The organism is Cognatiyoonia koreensis (genome assembly GCF_900109295.1).
Classification (GTDB): Bacteria; Pseudomonadota; Alphaproteobacteria; order Rhodobacterales; family Rhodobacteraceae; genus Cognatiyoonia; species Cognatiyoonia koreensis.
Genome location: NZ_FOIZ01000001.1, coordinates 1,692,066 through 1,718,940, shown reverse-complemented (window position 1 = coordinate 1,718,940; position 26,875 = coordinate 1,692,066). Strand labels below are relative to the sequence as shown.

28 protein-coding genes are annotated in these 26,875 nt (G+C 56.8%); 11 read left to right on the top strand and 17 right to left on the bottom strand.

Features of this window, described 5'->3' with window-relative positions; genetic code table 11:
* Nucleotides 1–25 precede the first annotated feature (25 nt).
* Nucleotides 26–1,306, bottom strand: a complete 1,281-nt coding sequence (gene phaZ / locus BMY44_RS08515; protein WP_089992766.1) for a polyhydroxyalkanoate depolymerase — start codon at nucleotides 1,304–1,306, stop codon at nucleotides 26–28.
* Nucleotides 1,307–1,377: 71 nt separating this feature from the next.
* Here phaZ and BMY44_RS08510 point away from each other — a divergent pair, with 71 nt between their 5' ends.
* The 4 genes from BMY44_RS08510 (at nucleotide 1,378) to phaR (ending at nucleotide 5,420) form a co-directional block, all read left to right on the top strand.
* Complete coding sequence (locus BMY44_RS08510; RefSeq protein ID WP_089992764.1) at nucleotides 1,378–3,180, top strand: PHA/PHB synthase family protein; 1,803 nt, start codon at nucleotides 1,378–1,380, stop codon at nucleotides 3,178–3,180.
* Nucleotides 3,181–3,608: 428 nt separating this feature from the next.
* Nucleotides 3,609–4,055, top strand: coding sequence for a Phasin (locus BMY44_RS08505; protein WP_089992761.1), 447 nt, complete (start codon nucleotides 3,609–3,611; stop codon nucleotides 4,053–4,055).
* Nucleotides 4,056–4,221: 166 nt separating this feature from the next.
* Nucleotides 4,222–4,713, top strand: coding sequence for a hypothetical protein (locus BMY44_RS08500; RefSeq protein WP_089992758.1), 492 nt, complete (start codon nucleotides 4,222–4,224; stop codon nucleotides 4,711–4,713).
* Nucleotides 4,714–4,877: 164 nt separating this feature from the next.
* Nucleotides 4,878–5,420, top strand: coding sequence for a polyhydroxyalkanoate synthesis repressor PhaR (gene phaR, locus BMY44_RS08495; RefSeq protein ID WP_089992756.1), 543 nt, complete (start codon nucleotides 4,878–4,880; stop codon nucleotides 5,418–5,420).
* 55 nt (nucleotides 5,421–5,475) lie between these two features.
* On the opposite strand, the gene BMY44_RS08490 is transcribed toward phaR, so the two are convergent.
* Nucleotides 5,476–6,843 carry an aminotransferase gene (locus BMY44_RS08490; protein WP_089992754.1) on the bottom strand — a complete coding sequence of 456 codons (1,368 nt, stop codon included), beginning with the start codon at nucleotides 6,841–6,843 and terminating at the stop codon, nucleotides 5,476–5,478.
* Between the two features lie 101 nt (nucleotides 6,844–6,944).
* On the opposite strand from BMY44_RS08490, the gene BMY44_RS08485 reads away from it, so the two are divergent.
* The gene (locus BMY44_RS08485) at nucleotides 6,945–7,901 is read left to right on the top strand and encodes a LysR family transcriptional regulator (RefSeq protein WP_089992751.1); all 957 of its coding nucleotides are present in this window, start codon (nucleotides 6,945–6,947) and stop codon (nucleotides 7,899–7,901) included.
* Here the strand turns inward: BMY44_RS08485 and BMY44_RS08480 are convergent, their stop codons facing one another.
* Genes BMY44_RS08480 through BMY44_RS08455 form a run of 6 tightly spaced genes read right to left on the bottom strand, consistent with a single transcriptional unit; the run spans nucleotide 7,902 to nucleotide 14,297 of the window.
* On the bottom strand, nucleotides 7,902–9,197 hold the full coding sequence (locus BMY44_RS08480; protein ID WP_089992749.1) for an NAD(P)/FAD-dependent oxidoreductase: 1,296 nt from the start codon (nucleotides 9,195–9,197) through the stop codon (nucleotides 7,902–7,904).
* Nucleotides 9,198–9,215: 18 nt separating this feature from the next.
* Nucleotides 9,216–10,568 (bottom strand): glutamine synthetase family protein, encoded by a 1,353-nt coding sequence (locus BMY44_RS08475; protein ID WP_089992746.1) that lies wholly within the window; start codon nucleotides 10,566–10,568, stop codon nucleotides 9,216–9,218.
* Nucleotides 10,565–11,248 (bottom strand): type 1 glutamine amidotransferase, encoded by a 684-nt coding sequence (locus BMY44_RS08470; protein ID WP_089992744.1) that lies wholly within the window; start codon nucleotides 11,246–11,248, stop codon nucleotides 10,565–10,567. The genes BMY44_RS08475 and BMY44_RS08470 overlap by 4 nt, the downstream gene beginning before the upstream one ends.
* Nucleotides 11,249–11,281: 33 nt before the next feature.
* Nucleotides 11,282–12,613 (bottom strand): glutamine synthetase family protein, encoded by a 1,332-nt coding sequence (locus BMY44_RS08465; protein ID WP_089992741.1) that lies wholly within the window; start codon nucleotides 12,611–12,613, stop codon nucleotides 11,282–11,284.
* Nucleotides 12,610–13,416, bottom strand: coding sequence for an ABC transporter permease (locus tag BMY44_RS08460; RefSeq protein ID WP_089992738.1), 807 nt, complete (start codon nucleotides 13,414–13,416; stop codon nucleotides 12,610–12,612). Before BMY44_RS08460 ends, BMY44_RS08465 begins: the two co-directional genes overlap by 4 nt.
* Nucleotides 13,413–14,297 carry an ABC transporter permease gene (locus tag BMY44_RS08455; protein WP_089992736.1) on the bottom strand — a complete coding sequence of 295 codons (885 nt, stop codon included), beginning with the start codon at nucleotides 14,295–14,297 and terminating at the stop codon, nucleotides 13,413–13,415. The genes BMY44_RS08460 and BMY44_RS08455 overlap by 4 nt, the downstream gene beginning before the upstream one ends.
* Nucleotides 14,298–14,422: 125 nt before the next feature.
* On the opposite strand from BMY44_RS08455, the gene BMY44_RS08450 reads away from it, so the two are divergent.
* Complete coding sequence (locus BMY44_RS08450; protein ID WP_089992733.1) at nucleotides 14,423–15,499, top strand: NAD(P)/FAD-dependent oxidoreductase; 1,077 nt, start codon at nucleotides 14,423–14,425, stop codon at nucleotides 15,497–15,499.
* A gap of 48 nt (nucleotides 15,500–15,547) precedes the next feature.
* Here the strand turns inward: BMY44_RS08450 and BMY44_RS08445 are convergent, their stop codons facing one another.
* Nucleotides 15,548–16,270: a transporter substrate-binding domain-containing protein gene (locus BMY44_RS08445; RefSeq protein ID WP_089992730.1), complete on the bottom strand. Its 723-nt coding sequence runs from the start codon at nucleotides 16,268–16,270 to the stop codon at nucleotides 15,548–15,550.
* Nucleotides 16,271–16,582: 312 nt separating this feature from the next.
* Between BMY44_RS08445 and BMY44_RS08440 the strand changes: the two genes are divergently transcribed.
* Complete coding sequence (locus BMY44_RS08440) at nucleotides 16,583–16,873, top strand: hypothetical protein (RefSeq protein ID WP_089992728.1); 291 nt, start codon at nucleotides 16,583–16,585, stop codon at nucleotides 16,871–16,873.
* A 50-nt stretch (nucleotides 16,874–16,923) separates the two neighbouring features.
* On the opposite strand, the gene BMY44_RS08435 is transcribed toward BMY44_RS08440, so the two are convergent.
* From BMY44_RS08435 to rlmJ, 5 genes are read right to left on the bottom strand one after another with little or no spacing between them, the layout of a single operon-like run.
* Entirely contained in the window at nucleotides 16,924–17,694 is a 771-nt protein-coding gene (locus tag BMY44_RS08435) for an ABC transporter ATP-binding protein (protein ID WP_089992725.1), read from the bottom strand.
* Between the two features lie 59 nt (nucleotides 17,695–17,753).
* Nucleotides 17,754–18,473, bottom strand: a complete 720-nt coding sequence (locus tag BMY44_RS08430) for a phosphate/phosphite/phosphonate ABC transporter substrate-binding protein (protein ID WP_089992723.1) — start codon at nucleotides 18,471–18,473, stop codon at nucleotides 17,754–17,756.
* Nucleotides 18,474–18,476: 3 nt separating this feature from the next.
* Nucleotides 18,477–18,917, bottom strand: a complete 441-nt coding sequence (locus tag BMY44_RS08425; RefSeq protein ID WP_089992720.1) for a tellurite resistance TerB family protein — start codon at nucleotides 18,915–18,917, stop codon at nucleotides 18,477–18,479.
* 38 nt (nucleotides 18,918–18,955) lie between these two features.
* Nucleotides 18,956–19,249, bottom strand: a complete 294-nt coding sequence (locus BMY44_RS08420; RefSeq protein WP_089992718.1) for a DUF1330 domain-containing protein — start codon at nucleotides 19,247–19,249, stop codon at nucleotides 18,956–18,958.
* A gap of 1 nt (nucleotide 19,250) precedes the next feature.
* Nucleotides 19,251–20,015 (bottom strand): 23S rRNA (adenine(2030)-N(6))-methyltransferase RlmJ, encoded by a 765-nt coding sequence (gene rlmJ / locus BMY44_RS08415; protein WP_089992715.1) that lies wholly within the window; start codon nucleotides 20,013–20,015, stop codon nucleotides 19,251–19,253.
* An 85-nt stretch (nucleotides 20,016–20,100) separates the two neighbouring features.
* On the opposite strand from rlmJ, the gene BMY44_RS08410 reads away from it, so the two are divergent.
* On the top strand, nucleotides 20,101–20,868 hold the full coding sequence (locus tag BMY44_RS08410) for a MipA/OmpV family protein (RefSeq protein WP_089992713.1): 768 nt from the start codon (nucleotides 20,101–20,103) through the stop codon (nucleotides 20,866–20,868).
* A 12-nt stretch (nucleotides 20,869–20,880) separates the two neighbouring features.
* Here BMY44_RS08410 and BMY44_RS08405 read toward each other — a convergent pair whose 3' ends face one another.
* The 3 genes from BMY44_RS08405 to BMY44_RS08395 all read right to left on the bottom strand — a co-directional run bounded on the left by BMY44_RS08405 (nucleotide 20,881) and on the right by BMY44_RS08395 (nucleotide 23,521).
* The gene (locus BMY44_RS08405) at nucleotides 20,881–22,524 is read right to left on the bottom strand and encodes a CTP synthase (RefSeq protein WP_089992710.1); all 1,644 of its coding nucleotides are present in this window, start codon (nucleotides 22,522–22,524) and stop codon (nucleotides 20,881–20,883) included.
* Between the two features lie 171 nt (nucleotides 22,525–22,695).
* Nucleotides 22,696–23,055, bottom strand: coding sequence for a preprotein translocase subunit SecG (secG, locus tag BMY44_RS08400; RefSeq protein WP_089992707.1), 360 nt, complete (start codon nucleotides 23,053–23,055; stop codon nucleotides 22,696–22,698).
* A gap of 70 nt (nucleotides 23,056–23,125) precedes the next feature.
* Nucleotides 23,126–23,521 carry a DUF6524 family protein gene (locus tag BMY44_RS08395; RefSeq protein ID WP_089992705.1) on the bottom strand — a complete coding sequence of 132 codons (396 nt, stop codon included), beginning with the start codon at nucleotides 23,519–23,521 and terminating at the stop codon, nucleotides 23,126–23,128.
* 131 nt (nucleotides 23,522–23,652) lie between these two features.
* Between BMY44_RS08395 and BMY44_RS08390 the strand changes: the two genes are divergently transcribed.
* The 3 genes from BMY44_RS08390 (at nucleotide 23,653) to BMY44_RS08380 (ending at nucleotide 26,827) form a co-directional block, all read left to right on the top strand.
* Nucleotides 23,653–24,948 (top strand): adenylosuccinate synthase, encoded by a 1,296-nt coding sequence (locus tag BMY44_RS08390; protein ID WP_089992702.1) that lies wholly within the window; start codon nucleotides 23,653–23,655, stop codon nucleotides 24,946–24,948.
* Nucleotides 24,949–24,957: 9 nt separating this feature from the next.
* Nucleotides 24,958–25,170, top strand: coding sequence for a DUF2842 domain-containing protein (locus tag BMY44_RS08385; RefSeq protein ID WP_089992699.1), 213 nt, complete (start codon nucleotides 24,958–24,960; stop codon nucleotides 25,168–25,170).
* A 247-nt stretch (nucleotides 25,171–25,417) separates the two neighbouring features.
* Nucleotides 25,418–26,827, top strand: a complete 1,410-nt coding sequence (locus BMY44_RS08380) for a peroxidase family protein (RefSeq protein WP_242650504.1) — start codon at nucleotides 25,418–25,420, stop codon at nucleotides 26,825–26,827.
* Nucleotides 26,828–26,875: the final 48 nt, after the last annotated feature.

The following is a 26,875-nucleotide window of genomic DNA, read 5'->3' as shown; positions in this document are numbered from 1 at the left end:
GGGGCAGGACGCGCGGCTGCGCGTCCTATTTCAGTGCGACGACCTTGCCGCTTTTGCGGCGTGCCGGTTTGGGCACATCGCTGTTGGCGTCGATGAAGTCGAGCACCAGCGGGCGGATGTTGCGGCGCCACTTACCACCAGCAAAGATACCGTAGTGACCCGCACCCGGTTCAAGGTGTGCGGCTTTCTTGCTTTCCGGCAGGCCGGTCAGCAGCCCAAGTGCTGCAAGGCATTGGCCCGGGGCTGAGATATCATCTTTTTCGCCTTCGACGATCTTGACTGCGACAGTCGTGATCTTTGAAATGTCGACGGGACGGCCGTCGACGACGAAAGCGTTGCGCGCAATATCGCGGTCTTTGAAAATGCGCTGCACCGTCGAAAGATAGAACTCCGCCGTCATGTCCATGACCGCAAGGTATTCGTCGTAAAAGGTGTTGTGCTTGTCATGATCCGCGGCTTCGCCCTTGGCGGTGCGGATGATCTGGTCACGGAACGCGTTGGCGTGCGTTTCGCCATTCATCGAAATGAATGATGCAAGCTGTAGCAGCCCCGGATAGACCATCCGGCCGACGCCTGCGTATTTGAAGCCGACGCGCTGAATCATTGTTTCTTCCAGCTGGCCCATGGTGACTGACCGGCCAAAGTCTGTGACTTCGGTGTGGTTCGCCTCTGGGTCGACCGGTCCGCCGATCAACGTCAATGAACGGGGCTGAGCGGTCGGGTCTTCTTCGGCAAGATATGCCGTGGCGGCCAAAGCGAGAGGGACAGGCTGGCAGACGGCGACCACGTGAATATCACTGCCGAGCTTTTTCATGAAGTCGACAAGATAAAGTGTGTAGTCCTCAACGTCGAACTTGCCAGCGCTGACCGGGATGTCACGGGCATTGTGCCAATCGGTGATAAACACGTCGCAGTCGGGCAGGAGGCTCATCACTGTTTTGCGCAGCAGTGTAGCGTAGTGGCCCGACATCGGTGCGACCAAAAGCACGCGGCGTGCCATAGGCTGACGTCCGACGACCTTGAAATGGATCAGATCACCGAAGTCGCGTTCCAGAACCATCTCGACCTTTACGTCGTGGTCTTTACCATCTTCCATAGAAACAGACGGGATGCCCCAGTCCGGCTTGACGACCATGCGGCTGAAAGTGCGCTCTGTCACCTCGCCCCACGCCTTGAGCCAGTCAATCGTGGGGTTCGCGCCCCAAGACATTATTGGATAGCTTGCGTAGGCGCGTGCGGTGGCCCCCAACCATTGGTTAGTATTGCGCATACTTTCCATCAGGTCGTAGGTTAGCATATACTTCATTGTATTTCGTCTCCCGATGGGACAAGTGCAGACAAAATGCTGCACCTGCAAACTAGGCCGAGGATTCCATTATGGCAACCGATGATGTCACGAAAGACGCAACATCTGGTAAAAACCTTGCCAAACTTGAGGCAAATCTTGCCCATGTGGAGGAATTGACCCAACGTCTTTTGACCGCAATGGGCAAAGGGCGTGCTGTGCCTGCATCATTGCAGGGGCCGTCCAGCGAACTTTATGCCAAGGCCGCGGGCGCGTATTGGGCCGGAATGATGAATAATCCGGCAAAATTGCTGGAACATCAGCTGGGTTACTGGACCAAATCGGTCAAACATTATGTTGAGGCCCAGCACTTGCTGGCCCAGGGCAAACTGGAACCTGCATCGGACGAAACCCCGAAGGATCGCCGGTTTTCGCACGAGTTGTGGGACACGAACCCCTATTTCAACTTCATCAAACAGCAATACCTCATGAACGCCGCTGCGATGAAAGACGCCGTGGAAAAGCTTGATGATCTGGAACCGGGCGAAAAGAAGCGTCTGGAATACTTCAGCCAGCAGATCGTTGATATGTTTAGCCCGACGAATTTCCTGCCGACCAATCCCGAAGCGCTGGCGCTCGCCGCCGAAACCGACGGCGAAAGCCTTGTGAAGGGTTTGGAAAACCTTGTTGCCGATCTGGAAGCGAACGACGGCGATCTGGTTGTGACCCTCGCAGACCGGGATGCCTTCAAGGTGGGCGAAAATCTTGCCACGACCGAAGGTAGCGTGGTCTTTCGCAACCACATGTTCGAGTTGATCCAGTATGCGCCGACAACCGGAAAGGTGCACGAGACGCCGCTGATCATCTTTCCGCCGTGGATCAACAAGTTCTACATCATGGACCTGAAGCCGCAGAATTCGCTGATCAAATGGATCGTGGATCAGGGATATACGCTGTTCATTGTGTCCTGGGTCAACCCGGATGCAAGCTATCGCGGGACCGGCATGAGCGAATACGTCGAGGACGGATATCTGACAGCGATCCGCGAGGTGAAGAACATCTGTGGCGTCAAGAAGGTGAATGCTGTCGGCTATTGCATTGCCGGGACCACCCTGAACATCACGCTTGCCTTGATGAAGCAGCGCAAGGATACATCGATCAATTCGGCGACATTCTTCACGACGCTGACCGATTTCTCGGATCGCGGCGAGGTGGGTGTTTTCCTTGATGACGATTTTGTTGACGGGATCGAGGCCGAGGTGGAAGCCAACGGTATCCTCGACAGCTATTACATGTCGCGGACCTTCAGCTTTTTACGTTCGAACGACCTGATCTATGGCCCTGCGATCAAAAGCTACATGATGGGCAAAGCTCCCCCCGCATTCGATCTGCTTTATTGGAACGGGGATGGGACAAACCTGCCGGCCAAGATGTCGGTCGAATATCTGCGCGGGCTGTGTCAGGCCGACAAGCTGGCAAGCGGTGAGGGGTTTGATGTCTGTGGCACGACGGTTCATCTGAAAGATGTGACAGTCCCCGTCTGCGCGATTGCGTGCGAAACTGACCACATCGCCGCTTGGAAAAGCAGCTATCGTGGCGTTCAGAAGATGGGGAGCAAGGAAAAAACATTCATCCTGTCAGAAAGCGGTCATATCGCCGGGATCATCAATCCACCGACAAAAGTGAAATACGGTCACTACACCAACCCCGAAATGGGGCTGTCTCCCGAGGACTGGCAGGCTGATGCGGACAAGCATGAAGGGTCGTGGTGGCCGCGTTGGGAAAGCTGGCTGAAGAATAAGTCAGGCAAGCAGGTTGCAGCACGCGAACCGGGTGACGCAGATCATCCGGTGCTTGGGCCTGCGCCTGGCACCTACGTATTGCCCAAGCGGTAACGCAAGCGATCGGTGTGCGGCGGACAGTTTTACCGGACCCAGATAAGCTGATCGCGAACATCAGTCTTTACAAGATGCCGTCACAAAGCGGGAAGGCTCGGGTAGGGTGTGATGCAGATGCCAGCACAATAACGACGATGCCCAGACATGCCAGATCGCTGTCATTTCGAGGCTCCACCGACTCAGCCTATGCCTGATTCCAGCGCTGGCCGATGATTTGGTTCAGTGCCAAATGCCGTTATTCCTAACGCCCATGACAGTTGCATGGTTGAATATACCAATCAAATCAGGCCATTATGCAAATGCAGAAAAAAGTTATGCTGCAGTGCAGAAAATACTTGAAATGCCGCACTGCAGCATCTAACTTAGGGTCAAGACGAAATAGCGGTGCCTCCCTGCCGCAACTTACAACCCGAAGGAACAAGACAATGGCTAAGACACAAGATTTCACAGCTGCTTTCAAAGACGTCATGGGTGCATTCCCAGTTGACACGAAAGCAATGGAAGACGCTTTCAAATCCCAGACAACTCTGGCTGAGAAAATGTCCGCAGTTTCCATCAGCGCCGCACAGCAGTCGACAGACCTGTCCGCAAAGTGGGCCGCTGACACGCTGACGAAAATGCAGGACCTGACAAAGGCCAAAGCAGAGCCAGCAGACTACGCAAAGTCCGTCACAGATTTCGCATCTGCTTCTGCTGAGTCCGCTGCTGAGCACATGGCTGCTTTCGCTGAGATCGCGAAAAAAGTTCAGACCCAGACAATGGAACTGATGATGGCTGCTGGCAAGGACATGTCCGAAGAAGCAACCAAAGCTGCCAAGAAGGCAACGGAAGAAGTGACTGCTGCTGCTAAGAAAGCAACAACAGTAAAGTAAGCTGATCGGTTCTGCCCTCCCTCAGAACCTCGCTTTCAACGGGTCGCCCATCTGGCGGCCCGTTTTCTTTTGACGTAGTGTAACTGAACGTCGTTCATAATAGATATTGAACGTTGTTCATGATTTTAGTATATCCGATCCTGTAGCCTCACAATGGAACAGGATCATGCAACAACAACGCCCCAAAGCACACTTCATTTTCGTTATTCTTTCGGCACTCGCTGCACCGCTGGGGGCGTTTATCATCGCCTTTACCCTGCTAGTCGCGATCGAGCTGCCCCACCAGACAGGCATGATTGATTTGGGTCCGTTCTTTGCCATCTTCGGCGCGCTTGCCCTGCTTGTGTTGACAGCAATCATGGTACCGATCTGGTATGCAATCTACCGCGAAAGCGCTGCGCGTGTCGGCGGCTATCTCGGGTGGTCCGCTATATTCACGCTGATCTTCGGAGTGAACGCGTTTGTCTTCAACGGGTTCGTTCAACGTAACCTTCCATGGGATGCGCATGCAGGCTATTTTGAGGCGGTCGGATACACCTTGGCACGACCTGACGGTAGCGCGATCTTCCTGCTGCTTTGGCCACTCATACCGGCACTTTTCTTTGCTGTGCTGTGGGTCCGTTCACGGACATTCAAGCTGCTGGCCCTTCCGTCATGACCGCCTGTTTGCCCCATCACATCGCAAATTTGCACTGAATCTAAACGTATCGCCGAAATATATGGTCCATTGACAGCACATTCGGCGGCACGGTTTCCCTTTCCTTTTGTGCATTCGCGGCATAGGCTTTCTCTGCACTGCAATATGTCTTGGGAGGGACGCACGTGGCCGGAACCGACAAACCACTGCTGATCAAGCGCTACGCCAGCCGTCGTCTCTATAATACCGAGACATCTGATTACGTCACGCTAGAGGATATAGCCGCCTTTATCCGGGAAGGGCGCGAAGTGCAGATTGTTGATCTGAAGTCTGGCGACGATCTGACCCGCCAATACCTGTTGCAGATCATTGCCGAACACGAAAGCCGTGGCGAAAGCGTTTTGCCGGTGGATGTGCTCACGGATCTTGTCCGCAGCTACACCAGTCAGGCTGCAAGCGTTGTGCCGCAGTTCCTGCAGGCCAGTTTCGAGATGCTCCGCGACGGTCAGTCCAAGGCGATGGAAAACATGACGAAGGCGAACCCGATGGCTGCCATGCCAGGTTTCGAAGCAATGCGTGCCCAACAGGAAGCTTTTTTCAAAGCGATGACCGGTGGGATCATCAGTGCTCCTGGTGCTGAGCCCAAAAAGGGTGGGGGCGACGATCTGACCGATATCAAGGATCAGCTCGCTTCATTGCAGGAAAAACTGAACAAAATGGGCAAGTAGCCGATTACGTCGGACCGGACAGGGTTTTCACCGTGCCCGGTCGTGTTGCACATGATCAGCCGACTTCTGCAAAGACCTTGTCGAGGGCGCTATCCAGTTTGCTGAACATCTCATCCATATGCGCCGGTGTCATGATGAATGCGGGGCAAAGCACCACCGCCTGGCCAAGCGGGCGGCAGATCAGCCCGTGATCGGTGCAGGCATTGGCAATGCGTTCGGATACGGACAGCGACCCGTCAAAGGGTGTTTTGGTATCCTTGTCCTTCACTGCCTCTAACGCGCCCATCAGCCCCTTGCCGCGCCATTCGCCGATGTTCTTCTTTTCTGCAAGCCGTGCCATGCCTTCTTCGAACAAGGGCGTCAGTTTGCGCACATTGTCGAGCAAGCCTTCGTTCAGCACAACGTCGATCGCTTTTAACGCGATGGCACAGCCAACGGGATGGCCCGACGCAGTAAACCCGTGGGGAAACTCCTCGATCTCTTCGGCGGCTTTTTGCAAACGGTCGGTCAGGTCGGGGCCAAGCAGGACAGCACCCATCGGGAAAAAGCCCGCAGTCAGGTTCTTGGAAGAGATAATCGCGTCAGGCACAAAATCATAGGTTTCGCAGCCCCATGTTTCACCCGTGCGGCCAAAACCGGTAATCACCTCGTCCGCGATCAGCGGGATGTTGTATCTCTTCAGTATCGGTTGGATCGCTTGGAAATATCCCTTTGATGGCGGAATGACACCGCCAGCGCCCATCACCGGTTCTGCAAAGAATCCGGCAATTGTTTCTGGACCCTCCTTCTTGATGGTGTCCTCCAGTTCCTTGGCCATACGCTTCGTGAACTGCGCCTCACTTTCCCCCTCTTTGCCAAAACGCCAGTAGTGCGGGCAGGACAGGTGGATGAAGCCATCAAGTGGCAAACCGAAAACGCTGTTATAGGGTTTGCCGGTCATCGAGGCCGACACGACCGTGACCCCGTGATACCCGTTTTCGCGGGTCAGGATCTTGCGCCGTTGCGGTTGGCCTTCGCTTGCCCAGAGGAACCAAAGCATCTTGACCATCGTGTCGTTCGCTTCAGAGCCTGAGTTGGTATAGAACACCTTGCCCCGGTTGAACGGTGACACCTCGATCAGCTTTTCGGACAGCATAACCGTCTGATCGGACATCCGGCCAAAGAACGCATGATATCCGGGAAATTTGTCATACTGCGCCTTTGCCGCTTCGGTCAGGCCTTTGTGGTCAAATCCGGCCACCATGTTCCAGAGCCCCGAATTGCCATCAAGGTATTCACGCCCGTGCACGTCATAAACGTAAGGCCCCTTGCCATGGGTCAGAACGATCGTGCCGCGGTCTGCAACGGTGGGCAGATCCGTGAAACCATAGAAGGAATGGGCATCGGCGCGGGCTTCCCAGCTTTGTGGGGTTTGGGTGTTCATGGTGCTCTCCTGTGAGTCTTGCGATCACACTATGCTTGCCCGATTGCCCTTACAATCCGCCAAATATCGGCTAGCGTTAAACCGGGGAGCGGGAGACGAAGATGAGCCAAACCAAGATCACCTTGTGGGGAATAGAGGTCTTTGTGGCGACCGCGGAAGAAGCTTCGATCACGGCCGCCGCCCGCCGTCTAGGAGCGTCTGCCGCTACTGTCAGCCAGCAGATCACGAACCTTGAAGGCGCTGTTGGCACGTCGCTTATGGATCGCAGTGCACGCCCAGTCACCCTGACGCCAGCGGGCGAGATGTTTCTGCGCCGCGCCAATACGATCCTGAACGAGGCCGAACAGGCGCAAGCCGATCTGAAACTTGCTGACCTGTCACGTATGACCCGCTTTCGACTTGGCATGATCGAGGATTTTGACGCCGACGTCACGCCGGCCTTGCTTGCCCAAATGGCGACAGAACTGAAAAACTGCCGCTTTCTGCTGGAAACAGGCGCGTCACACCAGTTGGTCGATCTGCTCGATGCGCGTGCGCTGGATGTCGTAGTCGCCGCCGATGTAGGGCCGGGCAAAGACACGGTCGAACGCCATCCCCTGATGACCGAACCGTTTGTGGCTGTGGTGCCGCACGGGGCGCTGAAGGACGGAGATCGCGCCAAGCAGTTACGCCGCATGTCCCTTATCCATTATTCCACCCGACAGTACATGGGACGCATGATTGCCGATCATCTGGCCCAACAGAACCTGAACCTGACCCGCCGTTTCGAGCTGGATAGCTATCACGCGATCATGGCGATGGTCGCGCAGGGGGCGGGGTGGACAATCATGACCCCGCTTGGCTGGATGCGTGCCGACCGGTTCCGCGCGCAGGTCGATGTGATGCCTTTGCCATTCGCACCGCTGTCGCGCACCATTTCGCTGATTGCCCGTCGGGACGTTCTGGGCACGATGCCAGCTGGCATTGCTGAGCGCCTGCGTCCGCAACTTCAGTCGATGATCGTTGATCCGGCTGTGAAAGCACTGCCATGGCTCAAGGACGACATGCAACTGTTGTGATCAGATACCAAGGCGGTCGCGCATCGCATACCATGTCATGGCGAGCGTCAGAAGTGGGGCGCGCGCCAGCGTTCCGCCGGGGAAGGCCGGTGTCGGCAGGCTTGCCATGACGTCAAAGCGTTCAGCCTGACCCACCACCGCTTCGGCCATGAGTTTGCCTGCAAACCCCGATAGCGCGACGCCATGTCCTGAAAAGCCCGCCGCTGACAACACGTTCGGGGTGATCCGCTGCACGGCAGGCAGGCGCGACATGGTAATCCCAAGTGTGCCGCCCCAGACATGCGTGATCGGCACGCCCTTGAGTTGCGGGAAAAGCGTGCACATCCGGGAGACCAGTTTCGTGCTGATGTCCTTGGGAAAACCAATCCCATAGCTTTCGCGCCCCCCAAACAGCAATCGCTTGTCTTCGGACAAACGAAAGTAGTTCACCACGAATTTGCTGTCAGCAACGGCAATATCACGCGTAAGGATTTCAGCAGCGCGCTTGCCCAAAGGTTCGGTCGCGCAAATGAAACTGTTGATCGGCATCACGCGCTGATTCACCTGCGGGGCGATATTCGGCAGATAGCCGTTGCCTGCAAGAATGACATGCCGCGCAATGACATGACCCTGACCGGTTTGCACCTTGGCCGGATCGCCCTGGGCAATGTGATGCACGTCGGACCCTTCGAAGATCGTCGCGCCCGCACTTTCGGCTTGTTTGGCAAGCGACAGAACATAGCGCAGCGGATGGATATGACCTGCCCCCATATCAAGCACCCCGCCGACATAGGATTTCGTACGGATCAGATCCTGTATCGCAGTCTTATCGAGCGTCGCAATCTGTGTGTATCTGTAGGTCTCAGCAAGGTATTCCGCGGCTGCCTTGTCCTCATCGACTTCTGCCTCTGTATAGGCACCATGAGCGACGCCCGGCGTGAAACGCGCTTCTGGCGGGGCGAGCGTGCGCAGGTCGGCCTTCGCTTCCTCTGCCATCTCCCATAGCGCACGGGCAGGTCCGTCACCCAGTTTGCGGGCAATCCATTGCTGTGACTGGTTAAAGCCTGATCCGACCTGACCACCATTGCGCCCGGACGCCCCGAAACCGGCGCGGTGTGCTTCGAGGACGATGACTTTCATGCCCCGGTCTGCAAGACGTAGTGCTGCTGTCAGCCCTGTGAAACCGGCTCCGACAACGCAGACATCGGCTGTTTCCTGCCCCTTTAGTGCGGGCCGCTGGGGCGGGATATCGGCGCTGTCGGCATACCAGCTTGGCGCATGTTCGCCGCGGCGGTCATTGCGGAAAAGAGGGTTCATGAAAGCTTTCTGTTGGTCTCACACGTTCAGCAGCAGGTGTTCCCGTTCCCAAGGGCTGATGACGTGTAGAAATTCCTCGTATTCCGTGCGCTTCACGATGGAATAAACCCGGGCAAATTCTTCGCCAAGCACCTGGTGCATTTCTTTTGCTTCGTCAAAGAGTTCCAACGCGGCATAAAGTCCTTGGGGAATGTCATCTTCGGATTCGTAGGCATCACCACGCCAGCGTTTATCCGGGCGGGTCTCATTCATCATACCAAGATAACCGCAAGCCAGCGAAGCAGCGATGCAAAGGTAGGGGTTGCAGTCCATTCCCGCCAGCCGGTTTTCGATGCGGCGCGCACTGGGATCGGAAATCGGGATACGGATGCCAGTCGTGCGGTTGTCGCGACCCCATTCCAGATTGATTGGCGCTGCATGGTCACGGACATAGCGGCGGTAGCTGTTCACATAAGGCGCAATGACGGCGATGACGCTGGGCATATGTTCCTGCAGGCCGCCAATGAAGTGGAAGAACGCGTCGGTTTCGCCGCCCCCTTTGCCGGTAAAGATATTCTGGCCTTTTGCATCCATTACGGAATGATGCACATGCATCGCGCTGCCCGGTTCGCCTTCGATCGGTTTTGCCATGAAGGTCGCAAAGCAGTCATGTCTCAGCGCGGCCTCACGCAGGAGTCGTTTGAAATAAAAGACCTGATCGGCGAGTGCGACGGGATCACCGTGCCGCAGGTTGATTTCAAGCTGGCCAGCCCCGCCTTCCTGCGTGATACCGTCGATTTCTATACCTTGGATTTCGGCGAATTCGTAGATGTCGTCGATGACGGGGCCGTAGTCGTCGACGGCGGACATCGAATAGGCTTGCCGCCCCGCCGCAGGACGCCCTGTGCGGCCCATCATTGGTTCGATCGGTTTGGCCGGATCGATATTGCGCCCGACAAGGTAGAATTCCATTTCGGGTGCGACGACGGGCGTCCAGCCTTCCTTGGCATATAGGTCGCAGACGCGTTTCAACACGTTGCGCGGCGCACAGCCCACGGGCCGCCCTTTCTGATCGAACGCGTCGTGGATCACCTGAAGCGTTCCGTCATCCGCCCAAGGGGCAGGGGTGGCAGTCGCAAGATCGGGCTTCAGGATCATATCAGGTTCAAGAAAACCATCAGGTCCCGCGGCTTCACCCCAATCGCCGGTAATGGTCTGAAAGAAGATCGAATTGGGCAAGTGGAAATGTGCCTGGTTTTCCCACTTTGCAGCGGGGACGGCCTTGCCGCGCGCAATGCCGGGCAAATCGGCAATGACGCACTCGACCTCGTCCAGACGGTTGCTTTCGAGGTAAGCCTGTGCTGCAGGCGGAATTTTCGTTTGCCAGCTCATGCGATGGACCTTTCACGAAAGAACTGCCCGATGCGCGCAGCCAGCAATGCGTTGTCATTGGGTTTGTCGAGCCCGTCCTTGACCGCGGCAAGCTGGACATCAGGTACGACGCCGGGGCCACGGTGTGTCGCCAGCAGGTCGATGAAGGTACTGTCGAATTCCGGGTGGGCCTGCACTGTGAATGCCTTCTTGCCGTAAATCAGTGCGGCGTATTCGCAGAACTCGTTCGTGGCACATACGGTTGCGTCATCGGGTTTCGCCACGATCTGATCCTGATGCCACGCGTTGAGTGTTACAGGCTGGCCCTGCCAATCATAAACCTGTCGCCCAACGGCCCACCCGCTGTCGAACTTTTCGACCTTTCCGCCAAGGGCTTGTGCGATGATTTGATGTCCGAAACAGATGCCGACGAGCGGTCGGTCAGCCGCATAGATCGCGCGGATTAGATCTTCGAGCGGGGGAATGAACGGATGGTCTTCGTAGGCGCCATGTTTCGAACCGGTAATAAGCCAGCCGTCGGCTGCCTCTGGTCCGTCGGGAAACTCCATATCAACCACCGAATACACGGTGAAGGTCAGACCCTGGTTGGCCAGCAGTTTTTGGAACAGCACCCCGAAATCGCCTGTCGATTCGATCAAAGCATCGGGAGCGTGGCCGGTTTGAAGAATGCCGATGTGCATGGTGTGCCCTACTGAATTCGCACTAAGCGCAGATTAGACGGTATCGAGATAGAGCGCGAGTTGTTCTTCATCGCTCAGGTCCTGAAAATGATAGTGTTCCTGCCGCTTTGTGCGGGTGAAGTTGTCGACCAGTTGCGCCCCGAAAATGCGGTGCGCGATATCGCTTTTCTCGAACCGGTCGATCGCACCAGACCACGTGTGCGGCACCTGCGGTAGCTTCTGCTCGTAAGCGTTTCCTTTGATCGGTGCGGGCGCTTGCATCTTGTCTTCGATCCCGATCAGCGCGGACCCGAGCACGGCGGCAAGGAAGAGGTAAGGATTCACGTCCCCCCCGGCAAGGCGATGTTCGACGCGTTTGGCCGCTGGGTTCCCGCCGGGCACACGGACAGAGGCCGTGCGATTGTCATAGCCCCAGCAAATCGACGTCGGCGCATGGCTGCCGGGCACAAGCCGTGCGAAGCTGTTGCCGTGGGGCGCAAAGATCAGCGACAGGTCTGCCATACCGTGCAAACATCCGGCGACAGCGTGTTTCAGTGTGTCAGTGCCGTCATCGGTTCCGTCGGCAAAAATGTTCTTTCCATCCGCGTCAATCACGCTGAAGTGGGTGTGCAGCCCGTTCCCGGCATAGTCGGGATAGGGTTTGGCCATGAAACTGGCCGCCATGTTGTGATTGCGCGCCAGACCCCGCACCAGCATCTTGAAAAGCCATGCATCGTCCGCGGCTTTCAGCGCGTCAGGCACGTGGCAAAGGTTCACCTCGAATTGACCTTCGCCACCTTCGGAAATGGCGGCCTCTGCCGGGATATCCATGTCTTCGCAAGCATCATAAAGCTCGTTGAAGAAAACATCGAAAGCATCAAGGGCGCGCAGACTCAGGATTTCGGCTCCGGCACGGCGTTTGCCGGAACGGGGTGAAAGCGGTTGACGGATCTCGCGCCCGGTATCGTCAACCAAATAGAATTCCATCTCGGTCGCACAGACCGGTGTCAGCCCCAGCGCACGATAGCGCGCCACCACATTTGCAAGTGCGTGACGCGGATCACCGGCAAAAGGTGTGCCGTCTTCATGGAACGACCAAAGGGGCAGCAGGGCGGTCGGCGCGGACAGCCATGGCATTGGAAGATAGCCACGTTCCGTCGGCAGCAGAACACCGTCCGGATCGCCGCTTTCAAAAACAAGCGGGCTGTCGTCGATGTCTTCGCCCCAGATATCAAGGTTCAACACGGACAGCGGAAAGCGCGTGCCTTCCTGTTCCAGTTTTGCGGCAAATTTCCGGGGCATCCGCTTGCCGCGGGCCTGACCGTTCAGGTCGACCGCACCACAGCGGACGTTGCGCACCTCTGGGTGCTGTTCGAGCCAATTCATCGGATGACCTGCGGACGGACCTTGAGTTTGACGCGCTTGTCAGACGGCAGGTGTCTGTTCAGGCGCGTATTTATCAGACCAAAGACCCCAATGACGATCAGCGTCAAGAGGATAAAGTAGAATGCGAGGATCGGGTAAGGCACAAACGGGTTGAACGTCTTATCCGCAAAGTAATTGGCGTAATAAAGGGCGTCGCCTTTTTGCTGCAACGCCGGGAAGCCTGCAAAGAAAACCAATGTCGTCGAGTGAAACAGAAAAATAGCTTCGTTCGTATAGGCGGGCCATGCAAGGCGCAGCATCGTCGGATAGGTGATCCGCCGAAATTTTGACCAGCCGGTAATACCGTAGGCATCAGCAGCTTCGGTGTCGCCCTTGGGGATGGATTGCAGCGCGCCATAGAAAATTTCGGCCGAGTAGGCGGCTGTATTTAGAAACAGGACCACCAGTGCGCCATAGGTCGCAGAAGTCAGCGGGCTGAAGATCGGAAAGCTCGACTTGAGCGAGAGGAACAGAAAATAGGCAAAGAAGAACTGGATAAAGAGCGGTGAACCACGGAAAATGAAAATGAACCATTCGCTGATCTTGCGCAGGATCCGGTTGGTTGAAGCCTTTCCCATTGCGACCGCAGTCGCAAGGAAGAACCCGGCGACAAGTGCGAGCAGGCCAAAGTAGATGTTCCAGATCATCCCCGACCCGATCAGCGTGAATTGCTGACACAGGGTGAAATCAGTGCGTGGAAGCAGCCGTTCGCCGATCCCGATGGCCCGCAGGCCATAGTCCATGATGGTTTGAGCGCAACTCATGCCGCAGCCTTGCGCTGTGCTTCACCGGCGGCAGTGGCCTGTCCTTTGGTGAGCCCCGCCATAATCCGATCAAGCACAACTTCACTGACTTTGGTGAAGCAAAGATAGAAAACCAGAAGTCCGAAGAAATACCACATGCGCCAGTCGGGGTGGGGGTAGTCGGTGAATTGTGGGGTTTTTGAGCCGCCAAGTTCACGCGACCAATAGACGATATCCTCGACACCCAGCAGAAAAAGAAGGGGCGTCGCCTTGATCAGCACCATCCAGAGGTTCGAAAGTCCGGGCAGCGCATAGACCCACATCTGGGGGATCAGAATGCGACGTGTGGCCTGTCTGCGTGACATGCCGTAAGCCTCTGCCGTTTCCATCTGTGCGCGGGGCACGGCGCGCATCGCCCCGAACAACACGTTGGCCGCAAAGGCCCCGAACACGATGGCAAAGGTGAGAACAGCCAAAAGAAATCCATATGTTTCATGAATCCACTGTGGCGCGTTGCCAAGCGGGAGTTTGGCCGCCGTGCAAACAACAAAGTCATTGCCTTGGCGCACCGGTTCGGACCAATCGGGGCACTTGATGCGGTGGCGAATGTATTCGAACACCTGGTCCAGCGCGATGACGAAGAACAAAAAGAACGCAATGTCAGGGATGCCGCGCACGATCGAGATGTAGGTTTTCCCAAACCAGCGAAACGGCAGGATATTGCTACGGGCGGCGGTGGCACCAGCAAAACCGAACAAAAGGGCAGTCGGGGCCGTAATAGCGAGAAGCAACAAAACCGTACCAAGGGACCAATACAATCCCATATGTTTGGCGGTTGTCAGATAACACGACAGCCAGCTGATGCCGGACAGCGTGCTTGGGTCGGTGCAATAGCTGAACATAAACGGTGTCTTCCCTCGTGATTAACACCTGTCCCATGGCGGCAAAGGTGTCAATGTCGGACGAGACGGCTTGCAAGTCGGGCTGCGTGACATGAAACTCTGCGGAACAGATCGGCGGGGTAGGCATGGCACAAAAAATCATCGTACTCGGCTCTGGAATCATCGGAGCCAACATCGCCTATCAACTGCAAAGCGGCGGGGCCGATGTCACGATAATCGACGCAGGAGGGGCATCCGCAACCCAAGCATCGTTTGGATGGATCAACGCCAGTTTCTTTCTAGATCATGATCATTTTCACCTGCGCGCGGATTCAATTGCGGCCTATCGCGACCTGACGGCAGCATTGGATTTACCGGTCGACTGGTGCGGTTGCCTTTGCTTTGAAAACAAGGGCGATGCGCTGGACGCACAAGCCGCTGAACTGCGCGATCTTGGCTACGAATTCACGGAGATCGACGCCAAAACCTTTGCGCAATTTGCCCCTTGCGTAGCAAACCCACCCGAACGCAGCCTACTTTTCGCGCAAGAGGGCGCAGCTGAGTCAGGGGCCTTGGCAAACCGGCTTTTGAAAGCTGCACTCGCGGCGGGCGCACGCATCGCAAGAGGGGTCAGCGCCACCGGTTTCGAGGTCGTCGCAGGCAAAGTTGTTGGCGTGCACACCAACGCAGGCACGCTGCAAGCTGATCAGGTGATTTCTGCCATTGGAACCGGAACACAGAGCCTGCTGAACTCTGTCGGCATAAACATCCCACTCGCACAACGCCCCGCCGTCATGCTCAAGACTCAGCCCCTTCCGCCGCTGTTCCAGCACATACTGGTGACTGAAATGGGCGAGATGCGACAACTGCCTGATGGCTCTCTTATGATGCCCGCCGCGATTTCGCACCAACGTGACGCATCCGAAACGCTGGCGCACGCCATCGACAAAGAGGCGGACATTTCGCTTGCGCGGTTTCAGGCGCTGATGCCTGATGTCGCACTGCGGTGGGACGCGGCCGAACTCGCCCATCGTCCGGTCCCAGCAGATAATCTGCCCGTCGTGGGGCATGTGATGGAAGGGCTCTATGTCGCCTGTATGCACTCGGGCATTACACTTGGTGCACTGATGGGACTGCTCATTGGGGCAGAGGTACTGAACGGGCCGACCAACCCCACGACAAAACGACTGGCACCCTACAGACCGGATCGGTTCAGAACATGAAAAAAGGGCCGCGCATCAGCACGGCCCTTTGCAAGTCTATGGTTTAGCTTAGAACTGTTCGCCGACTTCCCACTTTGCGATTAGTTCGTTCAGTGTACCATCTTCTTTGACGGACATGATCGCTGCGTTGAACTTTTCGCGCAGTTCGCCATCGCTTTCACGCAGGCCAAGACCGACGCCGCCACCGATCAGCTCTTGCTGGTCAAGCATAACGAGATCAGGGTCAGCATCTGCAATCGGCATCAGGAATGACTTGTCGGCAAGAACCGCATCAGCTTCGCCATTCTTGACGGCTGCGACGGTTTCGTCAGGTGTCGCGAATTCAAGCAATGTGGCACCGGATGATGCAACATGGCTGGCCTGAATTGTACCGGCCTGCGCGGCGATCACACCACCGGCGATGTCGGCATCTGCGGACAGGGCTAGATAGGCAGACGGGTCGGGCTGAGTGTAAGCCTCTGAAAAGTCGATAACTTCGTCACGTTCGTCCGTGATCGACATACCGGCCATGATGACATCATAGTTGCCGGAAACGAGGTTCGGGATGATGCTGTCCCATTCGTTCGTAACCCACTCGCAGGTCAGTTCGGCACGGGCGCAAAGCTCGTCGCCCAACTCGCGTTCGAAGCCGTCGACCTCGCCAGCGTCATTCAGAAAGTTATACGGCGGGTATGCGCCTTCAGTACCCATGCGGACGACAGAATGTGCGTCGGCGACGGCGAAAGTTGCAGTGACTGCCAGAGCCGCAGTGCTCAGGATCAGGTTTTTCATGTGTAGTCTCCCTAGATGCGCGGGCTTGAGTGCACCCGCGTTGACCGCGCGAGGGTTATGCGAAACGGCGGGAAAGGCAAGAGGGTGGCCGATACGCGTCATCAAAATTCGGTTGCAGGCATAGCTGACGTAGGGACAGGCCATCTGAATTTACGAGCGTCAATGTGGTGTGATCAGAGCGGCGAGACGCGTGTGCGGAACCAATTGATGCCCACGAAATCCGGAAACCATGCTATACTTGATCATTCCGCGGACAGAAATCGCGGAGAACTGACGCGCAACTCGGCGCGTCCGCAGTGAAAGGTAGCACTTATGTACGCTCGTATCACGCCTTACAAAATGAAACCCGGCAGCAAAGACGCAGCGATGAAAATCATGGATAAGCTGAAGGACCAGATCATGGCTTTGCCGGGCCAACACAGCTTTCTGAACGTTCTCGATGACAAGGCTGGCTCTGGCTATGTTGTCTCGACAACCGAACTGTCAGAAACATCGCCCGAGACCGCAGAAAAGATCAAAGGTCTCTGGGCAAATTTCGCGTCCTATATTGAAGGGCAGCCGCAGGCGCATTCCTTCGAAGTTCTGGCTGACTGGAAACGCTAAGCCAGCATAGTAGCAGGATGGACGGGGGGCCGTCCTGCATCGTATCCAGCCTATGCGCTGACAGTGGCTGACAAGAAGCCTTGCAGGCGATCAGTCTTCGGGCTGCCGAATAGTTCAGCCGGTGCGCCTTCTTCCTCGATCTTGCCCTGATGCAGAAACACGACATGGTCGCTGACGTCGGCTGCAAGGCGCATGTCGTGCGTGACGATGATCATCGTGCGCCCTTCGGCAGCAAGATCCTTGATCACCTTCACCACTTCCTGTTCCAGTTCTGGGTCAAGTGCGGATGTCGGTTCGTCGAATAGCAGTGCCTTGGGTTCCATGCAAAGCGCGCGTGCGATAGCGGCGCGCTGCTGCTGACCGCCTGACAATTGCGCCGGAAACACGTCGCACTTGTCGCCGATCCCGACCTTGTCGAGGTATTTGCGTGCCGACGCCTCAACCTCGGCTCGGTCACGTCTCAATACGGTCAGCGGGGCTTCCATAACATTCTGGAGGATCGTCATATGCGCCCACAGGTTGAACTGCTGGAACACCATCGACAGGTTTGTGCGGATGCGGATCATTTGTGCATGATCTGCCGGGCGGCGGTTCAGGCCAGAGCCCTTCCATTTGACGGCTTCGCCTTCAAACAGGATGTCACCTTGCTGGCTGTCTTCCAGCAGGTTCGCGCAACGTAATAGGGTGGATTTTCCCGATCCAGATGAACCGATCAGGGACACGACGTTTCCGGCTGGCGCGACAATGTCGACGCCCTTGAGGACTTCGAGCGCCCCATAGGACTTGTGCAGGTCGCGAATTTCAATGACAGGTGCGGTCACGGGCTACATCCTTTCAGGTCGGATGACTTTGGGCCGAAAATGAACATGAATGCAATGGCTCAGGCATAGGCCGATGCAGGAAGGGCCACGACATCCCGCAGACCCAGTGTCGTGCGAATGTCGAGGGGCAGTGCCACAATGGCCGACTTTATCGCGGCGAAATAAGGGGCAGGGTCATCGCTTTGGCGTGTGATGAACGTCTGTCCGGGTGCGGTGTTGGTCGCGCCGAGAACGCGCAGATGGCGGGTCTCTGGCATGTCAGCTTGTTGCATCCGCCACGTCTGGGCATCAATGCAAGCGAAATCCGCTTCGCCTTGGGCGACAGACCTGACGCTTGCGCCGTGGCTGCCCGTGATCAGCGGATCAGGAAGGGTAAGCCCCAAATCGGCAAGCTTTTCTTGCGCTGATTGGTAGCCGGAGAATGAGTGTTTGGCATTGGCGGCAAAGCGCGCCCCTGATAGCGCTTTCAGATCGCGCGGATCATCATGGCGACAGACGAAAAGCGCACGAAAATGCCCGGGCGGACAGCCTTCGAGCCCGTAATCACTGGAGCCGATGACAGTGACATCTTTCGCATAACTCGTGCGGTAAGGCATGATGCAAATCTGGCCAAGCACAAGATCGGCACGGCTCCAGGTATCGCGGTACAGGACGCTGCGGTCGAGCTGGTCGGGTGCATCAATGCCATCATCGCGCAAATGATCGCGGATCAACGACCAGAACAGATCATGTGCGACCGCATTGGTCGGGCGGTCATACATCGGCAAGCTGGCGATCACGTGTCAGCCTTTGCGCTGGTCTTCGATCCGGCGGCGCGCGGCATGGCTGTCCTGATCTTCGACACCGATCATCGGCGGGACCAGACGCATCAGCTGGTTCTCATGTTCTTCACGCACGCCATCTGCCAGCACGACCTCCCACATGGATGCGACGACACCAAGCCTGTCTTCATAGGCCACTGCGTCTTTGATGGCGCGGGTAAAGCGCACCGTATCAGGTGCCTCGGCCTCAAGCGCTTCGCATTCCGCAAGCAAGGCAGAGGCATCATCCAGGCCGTAGCGTTTGGACAGCACGTGCTGGATGGTATCTTTTTCAACGTTGGCGTAATCGCCATCGGCCCGTGCGATCCTGACAAGCAATGCCCCAAGTGCAAGGCGCGCGTCATCGTCGGGCATTTGTTCAGGGGCGGGGGCGGTCAGACGCCGGATCAGGTCAGCAAACATAGTGCCTACATAGGTCGCCACCTTGCCGGTGAAAACCCCTAGCCGTCATAGCCTTCCACGATCACCAGATCGGCGGTGCTGATCGGGTCGCGGATCGCCTTGGCCGCTTGATAGGCGTCCGAATGATAGCAATCGACTGCCGCCTGATAGCTTGGGAATTCGATGACGACAGTGCGCGGGCGGGCAGTTCCTTCTGCAAGTTCGCGCGACCCGCCACGGACCAGAAACCGCCCGCCGAATGCGGCAAGGGGGGCTGCATTGGCCGCACGATAGGCGTCATACGCATCGAGATCATCAACTGTCCCATGGGCGATCCAGTATCCTTTGGGCATCTCAATTCTCCAGTTTTTTGAACAGGTTAGAGAGGCGACTTTCTTCGGCGTCAAAGCCGTAAGGCGCGTTCACGACGAAAAGCCCCGATCCGATCATACCATGCCCCGGACGGGCCGGTGCAAAGGCTACTTCGGACACGTCGCCATCGGGGATCGCGCTGCGGAGTGCCTTGATCATCGGCTTGTGTCGGGCGTCGACAAGGATGGGATACCACACGACCAGCACGCCGACCGGCCAGCGACGATGGATTTTGGCCAGAAAATCCGGAATGGCAGCGTAATCAGCTTTGACCTCGTAGGACGGATCGCACAACAGCAGGCCACGGCGCGGCGACGGCGGCGTGATCGACATGGCAAGCTGAAAGCCGTCGATCTGTTTGACCATAGCCGGAAAGGGCAGCATCGCTTCTGCCAGTGCAGTATTTTCCTGCGGATGAAGTTCGGCAAGCGCCAATGTATCGCTGTCGCGCAGCAAAGTGCCAGCGATCAGGGGCGAGCCTGGATAATGCGGTGCCGCCGCGTCGAGAACGCGACCAAAGGGGTGATCGTTGAACCAGTTTGCAACCCGTCCGATACCGGTCGCGGCTTCGCCAGTCTTTGCAGCCTCTGGCCCCGCCAGATCATAAACCGCCCGTCCGGCGTGGGTTTCGATATAGGACAGGGGTTTGTCCTTTTGCGCCATATAGGCAAGCATCCAAGCCAGCAGTGCGTGCTTGTGCACGTCAGCCAGATTTCCGGCGTGATAGCTATGTTGATAAGACAGCATTCCCAGCACCTAGCGCGGATGTTGTTGACTTGCCAAGTGCTTGGCGTGTGTTAGGTGTGGAATACCGCAACCGGAGGTCGATCAAATGCGCCTTGCCCCACTTCTTGCCATACTGGCGACACCTGCTTTTGGACAGGCGGATAGTGGGAATGAATTGTCGTTCGATCTTGGACTCGGTGCGCAGTCCGGTCCGGCCTATTTTGGATCGGATGAGACGGTGATCGGGCCGACAGGCAGTTTTGCGCTAGATAGATTTGCATTCGGATCAGTCGTCATCGGTGACGGCGATCCCAACGGGATCGGCTTCAAAGGCGGTTTTCGCTATATTGGTGAACGCTCCGGCGACGACTACGATGAACTGCTGGGCCTGAACGATATTGATGCCGCGCTCGAACTGGGTGGAGGGATCACCTATACTGATCTGCCGACGGGACACGGAGACTGGGGCACGCTAACATATGCAGAAGTGCGATATGGCGTGATCGGTCACGAGGCCTGGGTCGCCGAAATCGGGAGCGATCTGATCTATACACCGACTGACGATTTGACATTGACCTTGGGGCCGCGTCTGTTCGGCGGCACCGACGATTACGCCGAAACCTATTTCGGGGTAAGCCCGGACGAGGCCGCTTCAAGCAGTTATGACGCCTTCGCCGCGACGGGCGGCGTCCTTAGCCGAGGGCTTGAAGCCAGCGCCAGCTATGATTTCAACGAAGACTGGGGCGTCACGGGAACAATCACCTACGAAGAATTCCTGAATGACGCAGCAAACAGCCCGATTGTGCAGCAGGGCAGCAGCGACCAGCTGAATGTCAGCCTTGTGGTGACCCGCTCGATCAGTTTCAACTTCTGATCTGGCAGCGCGTCAGACCAGACGGGAATTCTCGACAGCCGCCTTCACAAAACCTTCGAACAGCGGATGCGGTGCAAAGGGTTTCGACTTCAGTTCCGGATGATACTGAACGCCGATGAACCACGGATGATCCTTCCATTCGACAATCTCGGGCAGTTTGCCGTCAGGGGACATGCCCGAAAACACAAGCCCGACCTTTTCCAACGCATCACGGTACTTTGTATCGACCTCATAGCGGTGGCGGTGACGTTCCTCGATAGAAGTACTGCCGTAGATCTTTGCCACTTTGGAATCCTCAAGAAGCGTCGCATTGTAGGCACCAAGGCGCATCGTGCCGCCCTTGTCATCATCGGCCTTTCGGGTCGTTTTGTGATTGCCCTGCACCCATTCCTTGAGGTGGTAGACCACAGGTTCAAAACGTTTCTCGCCCGCCTCATGGTCGAATTCCTCGGACCCAGCCGTCTTGATACCCGCGACGTTGCGAGCGGCCTCGATTACGGCCATCTGCATGCCAAGGCAGATGCCAAGATAAGGCACCTTCTTTTCACGTGCGAATTGCGCGGCCTTGATCTTGCCTTCGGTGCCGCGTTCGCCAAAGCCACCGGGCACAAGAATCGCATGGAACCCTTCAAGATAGGGGGTCGCGTCTTCGCGGTCGAACTGTTCGGCGTCCACCCATTCGATCTTGACCTTCACCCGATTGGCCATGCCGCCATGGGTCAGCGCCTCTGCGATCGACTTATAGGCGTCTTCCAACTGGGTATACTTACCAACAATCGCAACCTTGACCGTGCCTTCGGGATTGTGGATGCGGTCATAGACGTCGTGCCAGACAGACAGGTTCGGCTGCGGGGCCGGCGAGATTTCGAACGCGTCCAAAACGGCCTGATCCAGACCTTGTTCGTGATAGGCCAGCGGAGCTTCATAGATGGATTTCAAATCATAGGCTGCAACGACGCATTCCTTGCGCACATTACAGAACAGCGCGATCTTCTCGCGTTCCTTTTCAGGGATGGGGTGCTCGGACCGGCAAACAAGCACGTCCGGTGCAATCCCGATGGACTGCAGTTCCTTGACAGAGTGTTGTGTCGGCTTGGTCTTCAGTTCGCCTGATGCGGCCAGATAGGGCAACAAGGTGAGGTGCATGAAGATGCACTGGCCGCGTGGCTTGTCATGGGAAAACTGGCGGATGGCCTCGAAAAAGGGCAGACCTTCGATGTCGCCGACGGTGCCGCCGATTTCGCAGAGCATGAAATCGACCTCATCCTCGCCGATCTTCAGAAATTCCTTGATCTCATTCGTAACATGCGGAACGACCTGAATGGTTTTGCCCAGATAATCGCCACGCCGCTCTTTTTCGAGGACGCTGGAATAGATGTAGCCCGAAGAAACCGAATCCGTCTTGCGGCAGGGCACACCGGTAAAGCGTTCATAATGGCCAAGATCCAGATCGGTTTCAGCGCCGTCGTCGGTGACGAACACCTCGCCATGTTCAAACGGCGACATCGTACCGGGATCGACATTCAGGTAAGGATCAAGCTTGCGCAGGCGGACCGAAAAACCACGCGCCTGCAACAGCGCGCCCAATGCCGCCGAAGCAAGACCTTTGCCAAGGGACGAAACAACACCACCAGTAATGAAAATATAACGCGCCATGCTGCTGGCATCCCCCGTGAGATCTTGAATTCAGTGCAAATCGCGGACCCGAAAGTTCGCATCATCACGGGGTTTGAGAATACCGGGATTCGGCCCCAAATGACAACCCATGACGCAAGATGATGTTGCCCCATTTACAAAAAGGGGCAGTTGTTGTGGTGTTATAAGGGCTTAGTTACCGGAAGGAACCAGCGACTCGTCATCGTTTGTTCCGGGCGGCAAAAGACTGTCACCCAAGTCAGGTGTTGTCACCTCTTCGGTGGTCGGTGCGCGCAAATCGGCACCATCAACAACCGAGGAATTGGCTGCATTATTCGCCGCAATGATTGTAAGTGCGATCGATGTGCCGATGAAGGCAATTGCCAGCAACCATGTGAATTTGCCCATTGCCGTCGCAGGCGCGCGTCCACCGGTAGCGCCACCACCACCACCGCCGATGCCAAGGCCGCCACCTTCGGATCGCTGCATCAGCACGGTGCCAATCAAAGCAAGTGCCAGGATCAGATGGACGACAAGGACGACATTTTCCATGGGGGGCTGGGCCTACGGTTCGGATGTGTTCGGGGGTATCTATGACTTTGCGTTGGGCCTCGCAAGCCCCCTATGCGTCAACGTCGTCAACGTCGGCCTGACCAGAGATACGCCGCCGTACAATCGACCACCCAAGGCCCACAGCCAGCACGAAAGACAAAAGCGTAATGGCCAGCCAAGTGTTGACTGTCGGATTATCAAGACTGATCCAACCGAAATCAAAAAGAACCCAAAGGGCCGTTCCGACAACGGCCAGTACCAGCAGCAGGCCAAAGAAGCCGATCGATCGCAACGTCGCCCGCAGATAGATGATATATCCGATTAGCAGGATCAGCGAAAACAAAATGGTCAGCGGCAGATGCGTTTCCCAACCCGTCTGCACCCAGCGAAAGAAATTCCACTGTGTCGGGTTATAGGTCGCGCCAAGTAGGATAAACGCGCATACCCACCGAATTACAAAGCCCATCCTGATCGTCCTTCGCTACCGCGTGCGAAACTGCCAACAGAGCGTGGTCAAGTCCAGCATCGTTTTGCGCCTTTTATCACGCGGTCGCTGTCGCTATAGCAGCACGCGGGATTCCTGAAAGGACGAAGATCATGGCGAATGTAGTGGTTGTCGGCGCGCAATGGGGCGACGAAGGCAAAGGCAAGATCGTGGATTGGCTGTCCGAACGCGCTGACGTCGTCGCCCGCTTTCAGGGCGGGCACAACGCCGGGCACACCCTCGTCATTGATGGTAAAGTCTACAAGCTGAACGCGCTGCCATCGGGCGTCGTGCGTGGCGGCAAGCTCTCTGTCATCGGGAACGGTGTGGTGCTGGATCCTTGGCATCTGGTCAAGGAGATCGCGACGATCCGTGAGCAAGGTGTCGATATTTCGCCCCAAACGCTGATGATTGCGGAAAATACACCGCTGATCTTACCGATCCATGGCGAACTCGACCGTGCCCGGGAAGAGGCTGCAAGCAAGGGCACAAAGATCGGCACGACCGGTCGCGGGATCGGCCCGGCATACGAAGACAAGGTTGGCCGCCGTTCCGTGCGGGTCGCCGATCTGGCGGACCCGGCCACGCTTGAAGCCCGCGTCGATCGCGCGCTGCAGCACCATGACCCATTGCGGCGTGGGCTGGGAATTGATCCCGTGGATCGCGACGCATTGGTTGCGCAACTGCAGGACATTGCACCCGCAATCCTCGAATACGCCGCCCCGGTTTGGAAAGTGCTGAACGAACAGCGCAAATCCGGAAAGCGGATCCTGTTCGAAGGCGCGCAGGGTGCCCTTCTTGATATCGACTTTGGCACATACCCATTTGTGACGTCATCAAACGTCATTGCGGGGCAGGCGGCGACGGGTGTCGGCCTTGGGCCGACCGCCATCGACTATGTGCTGGGGATTGTCAAAGCCTACACCACGCGTGTCGGCGAAGGCCCGTTCCCGACAGAGTTGGACGATGCAGACGGGCAGCGTCTGGGCGAGCGGGGCCATGAATTCGGCACTGTCACAGGCCGCAAGCGGCGCTGCGGCTGGTTTGATGCCGCCCTTGTGCGCCAAACATGCGCGACGTCTGGGGTTACGGGCATTTCACTGACCAAGCTGGATGTGCTCGATGGGTTTGAAACGCTGAAAATCTGCACAGGCTATGAACTTGACGGGCAAATACTGGACTATCTGCCGACAGCGGCCGATCAGCAGGCGCGTTGCAGGCCCGTCTATGAGGAAATTGAAGGTTGGTCGGAAAGCACCGAAGGGGCGCGGTCCTGGGCCGACCTGCCGGCGCAGGCAATCAAATACGTGCGCCGGATCGAAGAGTTGATCCAGTGTTCCGTTGCACTAGTTTCAACCTCACCCGAACGGGACGATACCATCCTCGTCACCGATCCCTTCGCTGACTAAAGGACAGTCATGACGTACAAAGCCCGCCGGCGCTGGTCATTGTTCATTCTGGTGGTCGGGTTGCCCGCCTACATCGTGCTGGTCGTCACACTGATGAGCAACACGACTGAATGGCCGCGGGCGGTACAGTTCGTACTCTACGTCGTTCTTGGCGTCGCATGGGTGTTTCCACTAAAATTCGTTTTCAAAGGCATCGGGCAATCAGACCCGGACGCCGACTAGGTTCCTGAGCAAGGGTCAGGCAAACCTGACTACCCCGATCGGCGGATCTGCTGCATTCTGTCTGCATTTGAATATGCATAGATTGAGTGTCGCCATGCCGACTTTGTCCTACAGACTTCAAGCATTCGCCTTTTCCATTGTTCAAGCGGTCGAGCCTTTGGCCGTTTTCGCCAACCGGTGGGCAGTTAACCGGGTGGTCAAACGAGCACGCGCGCGTCCGCACCCGTTGTCGACAAAACATGATTACGTGTCCTGGTCCGGCCTGACGGATCGACGCTGGAGCGGGCGGCATCTGCCGCCGGATAAACGTGATGATCCGCCCGCGGTGGATGACTTGTTGGAACTTTTTGCGCGCGGCGAGGGCAGCCAGCGGCTTTGCCCGAAGTCGACATGCTTGTTCCCGGCATTTGCGCAATATCTGACAGATGGCTTCATCCGCACGGAATCCGAAGACCTGACGCCCGAAGGTGAGGACTTGGCTGACAGGTTCAAGCGCAACACCTCGAACCATGAAATCGACCTCTGCACGCTTTACGGTCGAACGACCGCGCAAACCCGCGCGCTGCGCCTGAATAGCGAGGTTGGCGACGAACGCGGGCAGCTCAAGTTTCAGGTCATTAACGGCGAGATATATCCGCCGTTTCTTTATGAAAACGACGCTGTCAAACCAGAGTTCGCAGCACTCGATCCACCTTTGGGACTTAGCAGCCTTGAAGCGGATCGCCGGGCAAAGCTTTTTGCGGTGGGCGGTGACCGGGTGAATTCAGTACCACAGGTCGCCATGATCAACACAGTTTTACTGCGTGAACACAATCGTCTGGCGGCTGAAATTGCAGCGGCCCATACCGATTGGGACGACACACGGGTGTTCGAAACAACACGCAATGCGATGATCGTCATGTTCATCAAGATCGTGGTCGAGGATTACATCAATCACATCTCTCCAATGCCGTTCAATCTGCGCGCTGACCCGTCCGTCGCGTGGCGTGCAGTCTGGAACAAGCCAAATTGGATCACGACTGAATTTAGTCTGCTCTATCGCTGGCACGCGCTGATTCCAGATCAGATCACATGGAATGGCACGACATTTCCCACGCGCAAAACCTTCATGAACAATGCGATCCTGATCGACGGCGGGCTGCTCCAGGGATTCAAGGACATGAGCGCGAACCGGGCGGCAGAACTAGGCCCGCGAAATACCGGTGCGATGCTGCTGAACGTGGAACGGGAATCGATCAAGCAGGACCGGCACTGCCAGCTGGCCAGCTATTCGGATTACTGCGCCTATCTTGGCCAGAAGCGGCCACAGCGGTTCAGTGATATTTCATCCGATCCAACGGTGGCTTCACTTTTGGCGCGCCACTACAGCCATCCCCGAGATGTCGATTTTCACGTTGGTCTGTTTTGCGAAGACCGGGTGACGAACAGCCCGTTGCCTGGATTGGTGCTGATGTTCGTCGCGTTGGATGCGTTCAGTCAGGCACTGACGAACCCGCTCTTGTCGGAACATGTCTTCAGGCGGTCAACGTTTTCAGGGCCGGGCTGGTCGGCAATCAAGTCGACACGGTCACTGGCCGATATGGTTGGCCGCAACGTCGCGGGCGGCGTGGGCGACGCGTTCATAAGCATGACCCGGAAAGACTGGGTGCCAGAATAGACAACGGCGCAAGGTTTCCCTTGCGCCGTTGTTTGTGCGTCTTGTGAC